This is a genomic window from Rhizobium zaerense (assembly GCF_051810725.1).
GTDB classification, from domain to species: domain Bacteria; phylum Pseudomonadota; class Alphaproteobacteria; order Rhizobiales; family Rhizobiaceae; genus Rhizobium; species Rhizobium leguminosarum_I.
This window is the reverse complement of record NZ_CM132690.1, coordinates 1,642,206-1,654,005: the sequence shown is the minus strand read 5'-3', so window position 1 is coordinate 1,654,005 and position 11,800 is coordinate 1,642,206. Positions and strand designations below refer to the sequence as shown.

The following is an 11,800-nucleotide window of genomic DNA, read 5'->3' as shown; positions in this document are numbered from 1 at the left end:
TCGCGGGAGAGCGCTGCCGCCACCCGCGGGTTCGACCGTTAAGTCCCTCCCCCTTGTGGGGAGGGGTTGGGGAGGGGTCTAGATGCCACACTCAAACATCAGCCTCAAAACCCGCCAAACGGCAAAACGGCTCCGCCGTGAGCTGACAAAGGCGGAGGCTGCCATGTGGGATATGCTTCGCGATCTCAGGCCCTATGGTGCCCGATTCAGGCGCGAGACGCCGATAGGCCCCTATATCGCCGATTTCGCTTGGCTTTCAGCACGACTGATCGTCGAGGTCGACGGTGACAGCCACGAGACTGCCGACGGCCGCCGCCACGATCTTGCCAGGGATGCATTCCTGCGCAACGAGGGTTTCAAAGTGCTGCGCTTCGACAATGCCCAAGTACTTGATGGACCCGATTACGTGTTTCTCACCGTCGAGAAATATGCCGCGCCATTTTTGAAGGAGCGCGTAGCATGAAGCCCGACACGTTCAAGGATAAGATCGTCCCCGTCACCACCATCCTGCTGGCCCTCGTCGTCATCTGGTATGTCGCCGCCATCCTCATGAACGCGCCATTCCAGCGCGACATGGACGGCCGCGCCGGCGTCACACCTTCGACTCTCGAATTCATCGGCAAGACGCTGGCGCAGCCGAAGCCGGTCCTGCCGGCGCCGCATCAGGTGGCGCAGAACGTCTACGAGAACACATTTCTGCGCAGCCTTTCGAGCAACCGCAGCCTCGTCTATCACAGCTGGGTAACGCTCTCCTCCACCCTGCTCGGCTTTGGCTTCGGCATGCTGCTCGGCATCCTTCTCGCCGTGCTGATCGTCCACAACCGCGCCATGGACCGCTCGCTGATGCCCTGGCTGGTGGCCAGCCAGACCATACCGATCCTCGCCATCGCACCGATGATCGTCATCATCTCCTATAACGTGCTGACCGGCGACAATGCTATTGCACATCTCCTCAATCTCGATTCCGACGCTTCCCGGCTCGTGTCGAAGGCGCTGATCTCCACCTACCTCTCCTTCTTTCCGGTCGCCGTCGGCATGGTGAAAGGGTTGCGTTCGCCTGAGATCATGCATCTCGACCTGATGCGCACCTATTATGCCAGCCCGATGCAGACTTTCTGGAAGCTGCGCGTTCCAGCCTCGATCCCTTTCCTCTTCACCTCGATGAAGGTAGCGATTGCCGCCAGCCTCGTCGGCGCCATCGTCGGCGAGTTACCGACGGGTGCTGTCGCCGGCATCGGCTCGAAGCTGCTCGCCGGCTCCTATTACAGCCAGACCATCGATATCTGGGCCGCCCTCGTCGCCGGATCGCTGCTTGCCGGCATCCTGGTCGCGATTGTCGGCGTTGCGGCGAAAATCGTTGACCGCGCCATGGGCGGGAGGCCGGCATGAGACATTTGACCTTCTCCTGGCAAGGCGTCGTCGCCCTCCTCCTCTGCATCGGAGCACTGATGGCCCCGCCGCTCCTGGCCGACGGCGCGACGCGACCCCTCACCGATGGCACGGCAACCCTCATTTTCATCATCATCATCGCGGCTGCCCTGCTGTCTCTAGCGCCGCAGCCGCCGGCCTATCGGGCCACCGTGCTGTTTATCGGCGCGCATGGCGCCGCCTGGATGCTGCTTTCGGCTCTTTCCGGCAACGATGGTGCGGCGACGCGGGCCTTCTTCCTGCTGCTGTTCGCCTGCTGGCTGCTTGCCTGGCGATGCGTCACCGAGCTGTCGAAGCTGCAGCCCGTCACAACGTCCGGCAAGTCGGCGCTCCAGCTCCTGATCCCAGCAATCTTCGGCGCCTGGATCCTCATTCTCTGGGAGGCGGTCACGCGTGGCGCCGGCGTTCCCTTCATCCTGCTGCCGCCGCCGAGCGCCATCGGCGCGCGGTTCATGGCATCGCTGCCGATCCTCGGCGCAGACGTCAGACAGACGATCTTCAAGGCGGTGCTGATCGGTTATATCCTCGGCTGCCTCAGCGGCTTCGTCGTCGCGGTGCTGGCCGACCGCATCGCCTTCCTGCGCCGCGGCCTTCTTCCGATCGGCAACATGGTTTCGGCCCTGCCGATCATCGGCGTCGCCCCTGTCATGGTCATGTGGTTCGGCTTCGATTGGCCGTCGAAGGCCGTCGTCGTCATCATCATGACCTTCTTCCCCATGCTGGTGAATACCGTCGCCGGCCTTGCCGCCTCAGGGAACATGGAGCGCGACCTGATGCGCACCTATGCGTCCGGCTATTGGCAGACACTGCTGAAGCTCAGGCTTCCCTCAGCAATGCCCTTCATTTTCAACGCACTGAAGATCAACTCGACGCTGGCGCTGATTGGTGCCATCGTTGCGGAATTCTTCGGAACGCCGATCGTCGGCATGGGCTTCCGCATCTCCACCGAGATCGGCCGCATGAATGTCGACATGGTCTGGGCGGAAATCGCCGTCGCGGCGCTGGCCGGCTCGATCTTCTATGGCATCATCGCCCTGACCGAACGGGCGGTGACGTTCTGGCATCCGTCTATCCGTGGTGGCTAGGCGCGCGCGGGCTCCAGAAACGGGTCCGGGCATAACTTCAGAGGGTAAGGATAAGAAAATGAGAAAGTTGATGGTTGCAATGATGGCGAGCGCGATGTCGCTTGCATCGGCCCATGCCATGGCCGCCGACAAGGTGGTGCTGCAGCTGAAATGGGTCACGCAGAGCCAGTTCGGCGGTTACTACGTCGCCAAGGACAAGGGCTTCTATAAGGAAGAAGGCCTCGACGTCGACATCAAGCCGGGTGGCCCTGATATCGCCCCCGAGCAGGTGATCGCCGGCGGTGGCGCCGATGTCATCGTCGACTGGATGGGTGGCGCCCTTGTTGCCCGCGAAAAGGGCGTTCCGCTCGTTAACATCGCCCAGCCCTACCAGAAGGCGGGCCTGGAAATGGTCTGCCGCAAGGATGGCCCGGTCAAGACCGAAGCCGACTTCAAGGGCCACACGCTCGGCGTCTGGTTCTTCGGCAACGAGTATCCCTTCTTCGCCTGGATGAACAAGCTCGGCCTGTCCACAGAAGGCGGTCCGAACGGCGTCACCGTGCTGAAGCAGAGCTTCGACGTGCAGCCGCTTGTCCAGAAGCAGGCCGACTGCATCTCCGTCATGACTTATAACGAATACTGGCAGGCGATCGATGCCGGCTTCAAGCCGGAAGAACTGACGGTCTTCAACTACACTGAAATGGGCAACGACCTTCTTGAAGACGGTCTCTATGCGATGGAAGACAAGCTGAAGGACCCCGCCTTCAAGGAGAAGATGGTCAAGTTCGTCCGCGCTTCGATGAAGGGCTGGAAATATGCCACCGAGAATCCCGACGAAGCCGCCGAGATCGTCATGGACAACGGCGGCCAGGACGAGAACCATCAGAAGCGTATGATGGGTGAAGTCGCCAAACTGGTCGGCGACAGCTCCGGCAAGCTGGACGAGGCACTCTATGCCCGCACGGCAAAGGCGCTGCTCGACCAGAAGATCATCAGCAAGGAGCCGTCAGGCGCCTGGACGCACGACATCACCGACGCCGCTTCCAAGTAGGTTCGTCAACGCGGCGAAGCGAAACGCGCGGGAGATTTTCCGCGCGTTTCGTGTTTTTCCGTGCGAGGTGGAAAAAAACGCCTTGCAGCTGTCGCATTTATCGGGCGTCAAACGTCATGGGGTAAGAACGCGATCAATCTTCGTAATGTTGACATAACCTTGCGGTGATTGATTGACGTCGGAATGGTAATTATTATCGCCTGATGGGGAATTGTTTTCTGCCGGACTTGTAGATCGAGCAAATCGATACCACCTACAAGCCGAATTTGCCGCCGAGGGATGAAGACGGCAAAGGACCGGCGGAAACCTCTGAGAATGCAGGAAGGGCAGTGGCCTGATCGCGCGCTGAGTGGCAGACGCTCGAGTTCGGCCAACCTTATCATAAGATTGGACGAAGACGCATGGCACGCAAGCCGATTGGAATTCTAGGCGCCTCTACCCTTTTTGCAGCGGCACTTGCTGCATCCACCGCATTTTCGCAGGAAGCGCCGGTCGCAAAACCGCAACAGAACCTGCCGGCGATCGTCGTCACCACGGCTGTCAATCGCACCCTCGTCGACCGTGTCATCGGCACGGGAACAGTCAAACCCGTCGAAGAAGTCTATATCCAGCCGCAGGTCGAAGGCCTCTCGATTCGCACCCTGAAAGCCGATGTCGGCGACAAGGTTCAGGCCGAAAGCACGCTGGCGACGCTCAACGATGACGCGCTGGTCCTGGAAAAGAGCCAGATGATGGCGACGAGGGCCAAGGGCGAGGCAAGCCTCGCCCAGCTGCGCGCCCAGCTCATCGAGGCGCAGGCCAATGCCGAACAGGCAAGGCAGCAGCAGGCCCGCGCCCAGGAAATGGTCAAGAAGGGCACGGTTTCCACCGCCCAGGTCGAACAGGCCGATGCGACTGCCGCCGCCGCCAATGCTCGCGTCGTCTCCGCCGAACAGGCGATCGAGGTCGCCGAAGCGGATCTGAAGGTCTTCGACAGCCAGATCGCCGATGCGGATTTGAAGCTGGCGCGCACCGATGTGAAGACGCCGGTCGCCGGCACGGTCTCGGCGAAGAACGCCAAGGTCGGCGCCATTGCCGCCGGCAACGGCGATCCGCTGTTCACCATCATCCGCGACGGCGATATCGAGCTTGTCGCTGAGGTCGCCGAAAGCGATGTTGTCAGGATCGTGGCCGGCCAAAAGGCAACGATTTCGCTTTCTGGCAGCCGTGAGAAACTTTCCGGCGCCGTACGCCTGGTTTCGCCGACTGTCGATCCGGTCACTCGCCTCGGCCTCGTGCATATCTCCATCGATGATGACAGCAAGGCGCGTTCCGGCATGTATGGCAGCGCCGAAATCATCGTGCGCGAGACTGAAGGCGTAGCGCTTCCCCTGACCGCAGTACTCACCGGCAACGAAGGCTCCTCCGCCCGCAAAGTCGAGGACGGCGTGGTGAAATTCGCCAAGATCGAGACCGGCATCCAGGACGGCGCCTATGTCGAGGTGGTCAATGGATTGAAGACCGGCGACGAGGTCGTAGCCAAGGCGGGCGCTTATGTCCGCGACGGCGACCACATCACGCCGGTGCGTGAACAGCCCCCGGCTTCCAACTAAAGAGACCATCCGATGAATTTCTCAGCCTGGTCCATTCGAAATCCCGTTGCGCCGCTGCTGGCCTTCTGCCTGCTGGTGTTCATCGGCATGCAGTCATTTAATTCGCTGCCGATCACGCGTTTTCCCAATATCGACGTGCCGCTCGTCTCGATCAGCGTAACGCAGAGCGGCGCTTCGCCGGCTGAACTCGAAATGCAGGTAACGAAGGAGATCGAAGACGCGGTCGCCTCCATCACCGGCATCGACGAAATCCAGTCGACGGTCACCGACGGCAGTTCGCAAACGAACGTCATGTTCCGGATGGAAGTGCCGACCGAACAGGCCGTTCAGGACACCAAGGATGCGATCGACCGCATCCGCAGCGATCTGCCGGCAACGGCCGAAGCACCGATCGTCTCCAAGGTCGATGTCGAGGGACAGGCGATCCAGACCTTCGCCGTTTCCTCGCCTGCGATGTCGCTGGAAGAACTTTCCTGGTTCGTCGACGATACGATCAAACGTTCGCTGCAGGGCCAGGCCGGCATCGGCCGTGTTGACCGTTACGGCGGCGCAGAACGCGAAGTACGCATCGAACTCACCCCTGACAAGCTCAATGCCTATGGTATCACCGCCGCCAGCGTGAACCAGCAGCTGCGCGGCACCAACATCGACCTCGGCTCTGGTCGCGGCCAGGTGGCGGGCAGCGAACAGGCGATCCGTGTTCTCGGTGACGCCCGCAACGTCGCCGACCTTGCCAATACGACCATTGGCCTGCCGAACGGCCGCTTCGTCAAACTATCCGATCTCGGCGTTATCAAGGACACTTATGAGGAGCCGAAATCCTTCTCGCGCTTCAACGCTACGCCGGTCGTTACCTTCGGCGTTTTCCGCTCGAAGGGCGCCAGCGAGGTCAGCGTCGCCGAAACCGTGGCGCAGAACCTCGACAAGGTGCGAGCCGAAAATCCCAATGTGAAGATCGAACTGATCGATGATTCGGTCTATTTCACCTACGGCAACTACGAAGCCGCCATTCATACGCTCCTCGAGGGTGCGCTGCTCGCTGTCATCGTCGTCCTCCTGTTCCTCAGGAACTGGCGTGCGACCCTGATCTCTGCAATCGCCCTTCCGCTGTCTGCGATCCCAACCTTCTGGGTCATGGACATGATGGGCTTCTCGCTGAACCTCGTCAGCTTCCTTGCTCTGACGCTCGCCACCGGTATCCTTGTCGACGATGCGATCGTCGAAATCGAAAACATTGCCCGCCACATCAAGATGGGCAAGACGCCCTATCGGGCAGCGATCGAGGCAGCCGACGAAATCGGCCTTGCCGTCATCGCCACCACCTTCACGATCATCGCTGTCTTCGTGCCCGTTTCCTTCATGCCGGGCATTCCGGGTCAATACTTCATCCAGTTCGGTCTGACCGTCGCCTTCTCCGTCTTCTTCTCGCTGATGGTCGCGCGCCTCATCACCCCGATGATGGCCGCGTATCTCATGCGTGCAGAAGACGGCGTCGACGATCATCACGACAATGATAGCCTGTTGATGCGTGGATACACACGCCTCATACGCGGCACGACCGGCCGCTGGTACACGCGTTATGCGACTCTGCTTGTCGCGTTCGGCTTCCTCGCCGGCTCCATTATGCTGCTGATGCAGGTTCCGGGCAGCTTCCTGCCGCCCGAAGACGCCTCGCGCATCGTGCTCTCTGTCGAGCTGCCGCCCAATGCACGGCTTGACGACACCGAGAAGACGACCGATGCGATCTATGACAGAGTCAAGGACATCAACGGCGTCGAAAGCGTCTTCGTCCTCGGCGGCGCGTCGCCGAAGGGCGATCTCGAACTGCGCCGTGCGACCATCACGCTGGCACTCGACAAGCTCGACCAATCGCTGGTCAAGAAGATGGTCAACGACGTGCTCGGCCGTATCCCCGTCATTGGCCCGAAACTGCCGAAGGTGGAGGTCCACGGCCGTGAACGCCCGCAGTGGGATATCGAAAAGGAAGTCTTCGCCAAGCTGCGTGACATTCCCGACGTCCGGATCCTGAAGCTCAATGACCGCGGCGAACGCGACCTCTCCTTCAACTTCCTTTCCAAGAACGACAAGGACCTGAACGACGCCGTCGGCATTCTGGAATCCAAACTGCGCGCCGATCCGCTGCTTGCCAATGTCAGCGCTGACGGCTCGCTGCCCCGTCCGGAACTGCAGGTTCACCCGCGCATGGATGAGGCCGCCCGCTTGGGCATTACGCCGCAGCAGATCTCTGAGACGATCCGCGTTGCCACCATTGGCGATGTCGATGCCGCCCTTGCCAAGATCTCGCTCGACGATCGCCAGATCCCGATCCGCGTTCAGGCCGCACTCGACATGCGTCGCGATCTCGCGGCCATCCGGACGTTGAAGATCCAGACCGCCAGCGGCGGCACCGTTCCGCTCGCAAGCGTCGCCAATATCGACTATTCGGAAGGCGTAAGTTCGATCAAGCGCAACAACCGCAACCGCGTCGTTTCGATCGGTTCCGACCTGCCGCAGGGCGTCGCACTCGACACGGCTTCGGCCCGCTTCCGCCAGATCGTCAACGACGCAAATATCCCGGCCACGGTGCACCTTGCCGAAAGCGGCGACACCAAGGTGCAGAGCGAGATGCAGCAGAGCTTCGTCAACGCCATGTTGATGGGCCTGTTGCTGGTGCTGACGGTGCTGATCCTGCTCTTCAAGGACGTGATCCAGCCCTTCACCATCCTGTTCTCGCTGCCGCTCGCCATCGGCGGCGTCGCAGCCGGCCTGATCATCACCAGCAATCCGCTGTCGATGCCGGTCATGATCGGCATTCTGATGCTGATGGGTATCGTCACCAAGAATGCCATCCTGCTCGTCGATTTTGCAATCGAGATGCGCCACCAGGGCATGTCCCGCGTCGAGGCCATGGTCGAAGCCGGCCGCAAACGCGCCCGGCCGATCATCATGACCTCGATCGCCATGTCGGCAGGCATGCTGCCTTCCGCGCTCGGTGTCGGCGAAGGCGGCTCGTTTCGCGCGCCGATGGCGATCGCGGTGATCGGCGGCATCATCGTCTCGACCGTGCTCTCGCTCGTCGTCGTGCCCTCCTTCTTCCTGATCATGGACGATCTGTCCCGCCTGCTCGGCTGGGCTTTCGGCCGCCTGGTCGGCAAGAAGGACAACGAGGAGCTGCCGCTGTCGCGCGAGGATCTCACCCGCGTCACCCGGGAGAACCGCGGCGACATCGACGCGCTGGAGGAGCGCCTGACGGCGATCGAAAAGCCGGAAGACAAACGCAAGAGCGCCAAGGGCAACGACACCAACGTGCTGCGCCTGCCGCCCTTCGCGGCGGAATAAGCAAAACCCAGGAAACGAACGGGCCGGGAGCGATCTCCCGGCCCGTTTCGTTTTTCGTTCATTTCCAACGCATGTCGCGCAAAAGTGTGCAGCGGCTTTGTGCGACATGCGTAAAAACAAAGACCTAAAGCGGGCGGTGTTCGGACGACATGCTCTAATTCTTTGATTTTGATCCGGATTTTTAGGCCGATCCGGCCTAAAATCCGGATCTAGAGTCCGCCCTGCTCCCTGAGGAAGCTGACGATCGAGCTGACGCCGTCGCCGCGCTTCATGTCGGAGAAGACGAAGGGGCGCGAAGCGCGCATGCGCGTCGCATCCCGGTCCATCACGTCGAGATCGGCGCCGACATAGGGCGCCAGATCCTTCTTGTTGATGACGAGCAGGTCCGACCGGGTGATACCCGGCCCGCCCTTGCGCGGGATTTCCTCGCCCTGGCAAACGGAGATGACATAGATGGTGATATCGGCAAGATCGGGCGAAAAGGTCGCCGCTAGATTGTCGCCGCCGGATTCGATGAAGACGACGTCGAGATCGGGGATCCGCTGGTTGAGGCCGGCGATCGCCTGCAAATTGATCGTCGCATCCTCACGAATGGCGGTATGCGGGCAGCCGCCTGTCTCGACGCCGACGATGCGGTCCGAAGTCAATGCCTGCATCCGCACCAGCGCCTCGGCATCCTCGGTCGTATAGATATCGTTGGTGACGACGGCGACGGAATAGTCGTCGCGCATCGCCTTGCAGAGCTTTTCGGTCAGCGCTGTCTTGCCCGAGCCGACTGGCCCGCCGATGCCGACGCGCAAAGGTCCGTTTCTTGATTTCATGTGCCTTACTCCAATCGAACCCCGATGATAACGAAGCCGCCCGCCCGCGCCACCGTCAAATGACTTAGAGCGCTTGTTTTTCTTCGAATCACCGAAGCGCTCTATCTCTTTGTTTTCACGCAATTCCGGACGCAAAACCGCTGCGCACTTTTGCTGGAATTGCTCTCGCCGCCGCGATAATTTCGGACAATTACGAGCGGAACAGCCGCGTCGCCTGCGTCTCATGGCGCAGGCTTGCAATATCGGCCTGCACCGTCGCCGAACCCAGATCATCGAGCGTCGAGATAGCCGCCCGCCGGGCGATCTTCGCGAGGTGCTCTTCAAGGCCGGCAAGCACGGCAACGCCATCCCTCTGCCCAGCGATGCCGAGGCGGATGCCTGACGAAACCGCTTGCGAGGCATAGGCGTGCAGGAAGACTGCGAGCACCTTCACGGATCCGATTCCATGTGCACCCGCAACCGCTCCCACCGCGACAGGATAAGCGGCCTTGCCGGGCAGCCTCTCGAATACATCGTCCGGCCAAGCGCCTGCCGCCGCCAGGAAAGCCTCGCCGAGCAGCATCGTTTCCTGATGGCGCTCGCGTGATCCGGCAAGCGCCTCGGCGAGCGCGGCGATCTCGGCAAGGCGCGCGGCTTCAGCCTGGTGCCTGTGGCTTTCGGCCAGCAGCACCGTATCGTTCCAGACCGAACCATTGCCGATTAAAGTGCCGGTCCAGGCCGCAAGCGAGGCCGCATCCGTGACCAACCCGTCGGCAACCGCCCGCTCCAGCCCGCCCGAATAGGCAAAGCTGCCGATCGGAAAGGCCGGTGAGAGCCATGCCGTCAGGCGCAGCAGTGCCTGCAACTCGCGATCCCCAGTCATCAAGGCTCAGTCGTGCTTGTGGTCGTGATGTCCGTGGTCATGACTATGATCCCGCCCGTGGTCATGATCATGACCGCGATCGTGGCGGTGCTCATGCTCATGCTCGTAGCCATGTTCGTGATCATGGTCATGGCCGTGATCATGCAAGGCCGTGGTCATGGCCGTGGTCATGATTGTGATCGTGATCATGCCCATGCGAATGCCCGCCTTGGGAATGGTAGGCGCCGCGTGCCGGCTGGAACGGCTCGTCGATCTCGAGGACGACGGCGCCGAGGCCCTGCAGCATGGTGCGGATGACATGATCGCGCAGGATGACGATGCGATCTTCCTCGATCTGGGCCGCAAGATGCCGGTTGCCCAGATGCCAGGCGAGCTCGACCAGATGCGTGCGGTCGCGTCCGCGAACCTCGAAGAGCTTCTCGTCGGCGGCGAGGATCTCGATCAGTTCGCCGTCGTCGCGCACCAAGAGGTCGCCATTGGCGAAAAGCACCGGATCCTTGAGATCGAGCATGACCATTTCGCCATTTTCCAAATGCAGCAGCTTGCGGCGCAGATGGCGCAGATCATGCGGCAGCTTGACTTGGGCGATCGGATGGGAGGAAGGGGTTCCGGCGGGAAGATGGGACGTGACGCGCTGCATGATATGTCCGTTTTGCTGAGAGGACGACCATGCAAAATAGCTCTTCCCGATGCAAGCACCAATGCCCTTTCGTCCGGGTGTGACTTTTATATTCCGTAAGCCTGCATCACGTTGTCGCTCTCCGGCCCTCTGTTCTCGCCATCGGCGCCGTTGTCGACAAGCCCGTGCCAGGCGTGATGCAGACCTTCTCGTTCGTGGACGACGCGATTGCGCCCAAGTGCCTTGGCGAGATAGAGCGCCCGGTCGGCGGAAGCATAGACCGCCTGCTTGGTGCGCCCGGTGACGAGATCGGCAACGCCGCCGGAAACAGTGATGCGGATATCGTGCCCCTCGGCTTTCATGGCGCCGCCGGCGATCCGGGCCCGGACGCTTTCGACGCGCTCCATACGCGTCTCGAGCGGCTCGCCGGAGACGATGACGCCGAACTCCTCCCCACCCAGCCGTGCGACGACGGACATCTCATCGAAGGCGGATCTCAGCATGGCCGAAACGGCGATGATGACGGCATCGCCGCAGCCATGGCCGAAGCGGTCGTTGATCGCCTTGAAACGGTCGACGTCAAAAATCACCAGCGACGCATCGCCATCAGTATTCTCAAGCGCCTCGGTAAAAGCACGCCGGTTGAGCAGCCCGGAAAGCGTATCCGTGCGGCTGAGCTTTTCGAATTCCGCCCGCGAGAGCGCGAGATCGCGCATGGCAAAGCCGGCAAACAGTGACAGCATGCCGGAAACGGTACCGCCGATCAGCCAGGAAAAGATCGCGCTGAAGCCGATTGCATGGGCGAGCGTCACCGGTAGAAGCCCGAGAAGATCGAGCGACGGCATCGTCAATGCGATAATGACTCCTGACAGAATAACGGCAAGAAAAGCCATCTTCAGGGCGAAGACATAGACGTTTCTGCGGTATTGAAGATCGCCGAAATCGGCCTGCAGCAAAATCCAGTTTCTCATGAGAATCAACCTTCCTGCTCGGCGTTTCCAGGCATTGATAAGAGCCCAATTGC

9 protein-coding genes and 1 pseudogene are annotated in these 11,800 nt (G+C 61.1%); 6 read left to right on the top strand and 4 right to left on the bottom strand.

The window, feature by feature from the left end:
• Window positions 1–163: 163 nt before the first annotated feature.
• From ACS4RR_RS07820 to ACS4RR_RS07795, 6 genes are all read left to right on the top strand, one after another.
• A complete protein-coding gene (locus tag ACS4RR_RS07820; protein WP_246726162.1) occupies window positions 164–463 on the top strand; it encodes an endonuclease domain-containing protein in 300 nt (99 codons plus the stop codon).
• On the top strand, window positions 460–1,389 hold the full coding sequence (locus ACS4RR_RS07815) for an ABC transporter permease (protein ID WP_064248347.1): 930 nt from the start codon (window positions 460–462) through the stop codon (window positions 1,387–1,389). Before ACS4RR_RS07820 ends, ACS4RR_RS07815 begins: the two co-directional genes overlap by 4 nt.
• Window positions 1,386–2,513 (top strand): ABC transporter permease, encoded by a 1,128-nt coding sequence (locus ACS4RR_RS07810; protein ID WP_456189926.1) that lies wholly within the window; start codon window positions 1,386–1,388, stop codon window positions 2,511–2,513. Before ACS4RR_RS07815 ends, ACS4RR_RS07810 begins: the two co-directional genes overlap by 4 nt.
• Before the next feature lie 58 nt (window positions 2,514–2,571).
• Complete coding sequence (locus ACS4RR_RS07805; RefSeq protein WP_222295621.1) at window positions 2,572–3,543, top strand: ABC transporter substrate-binding protein; 972 nt, start codon at window positions 2,572–2,574, stop codon at window positions 3,541–3,543.
• Window positions 3,544–3,944: 401 nt separating this feature from the next.
• The gene (locus ACS4RR_RS07800) at window positions 3,945–5,135 is read left to right on the top strand and encodes an efflux RND transporter periplasmic adaptor subunit (RefSeq protein WP_222295620.1); all 1,191 of its coding nucleotides are present in this window, start codon (window positions 3,945–3,947) and stop codon (window positions 5,133–5,135) included.
• A gap of 12 nt (window positions 5,136–5,147) precedes the next feature.
• On the top strand, window positions 5,148–8,474 hold the full coding sequence (locus ACS4RR_RS07795) for an efflux RND transporter permease subunit (protein WP_260109272.1): 3,327 nt from the start codon (window positions 5,148–5,150) through the stop codon (window positions 8,472–8,474).
• Between the two features lie 209 nt (window positions 8,475–8,683).
• Here the strand turns inward: ACS4RR_RS07795 and ureG are convergent, their stop codons facing one another.
• From ureG to ACS4RR_RS07775, 4 genes and pseudogenes are all read right to left on the bottom strand, one after another.
• Complete coding sequence (gene ureG, locus ACS4RR_RS07790; RefSeq protein WP_017965817.1) at window positions 8,684–9,295, bottom strand: urease accessory protein UreG; 612 nt, start codon at window positions 9,293–9,295, stop codon at window positions 8,684–8,686.
• Between the two features lie 190 nt (window positions 9,296–9,485).
• A complete protein-coding gene (locus ACS4RR_RS07785; RefSeq protein WP_222295618.1) occupies window positions 9,486–10,157 on the bottom strand; it encodes an urease accessory protein UreF in 672 nt (223 codons plus the stop codon).
• 6 nt (window positions 10,158–10,163) lie between these two features.
• Window positions 10,164–10,797: pseudogene (locus ACS4RR_RS07780) on the bottom strand (urease accessory protein UreE).
• Window positions 10,798–10,883: 86 nt separating this feature from the next.
• Window positions 10,884–11,747, bottom strand: coding sequence for a GGDEF domain-containing protein (locus ACS4RR_RS07775; RefSeq protein ID WP_456189925.1), 864 nt, complete (start codon window positions 11,745–11,747; stop codon window positions 10,884–10,886).
• Window positions 11,748–11,800: the final 53 nt, after the last annotated feature.

Bases quoted from the DNA above. Each gene is read 5' to 3' on its own strand.
- ACS4RR_RS07785 (WP_222295618.1), bottom strand. From the start codon at position 10,157: ATGACTGGGGATCGCGAGTTGCAGGCACTGCTGCGCCTGACGGCATGG.
- ACS4RR_RS07795 (WP_260109272.1), top strand. From the start codon at position 5,148: ATGAATTTCTCAGCCTGGTCCATTCGAAATCCCGTTGCGCCGCTGCTG.
- ACS4RR_RS07810 (WP_456189926.1), top strand. From the start codon at position 1,386: ATGAGACATTTGACCTTCTCCTGGCAAGGCGTCGTCGCCCTCCTCCTC.
- ACS4RR_RS07775 (WP_456189925.1), bottom strand. From the start codon at position 11,747: ATGAGAAACTGGATTTTGCTGCAGGCCGATTTCGGCGATCTTCAATAC.
- ACS4RR_RS07815 (WP_064248347.1), top strand. From the start codon at position 460: ATGAAGCCCGACACGTTCAAGGATAAGATCGTCCCCGTCACCACCATC.
- ACS4RR_RS07805 (WP_222295621.1), top strand. From the start codon at position 2,572: ATGAGAAAGTTGATGGTTGCAATGATGGCGAGCGCGATGTCGCTTGCA.
- ACS4RR_RS07820 (WP_246726162.1), top strand. From the start codon at position 164: ATGTGGGATATGCTTCGCGATCTCAGGCCCTATGGTGCCCGATTCAGG.
- ureG (WP_017965817.1), bottom strand. From the start codon at position 9,295: ATGAAATCAAGAAACGGACCTTTGCGCGTCGGCATCGGCGGGCCAGTC.
- ACS4RR_RS07800 (WP_222295620.1), top strand. From the start codon at position 3,945: ATGGCACGCAAGCCGATTGGAATTCTAGGCGCCTCTACCCTTTTTGCA.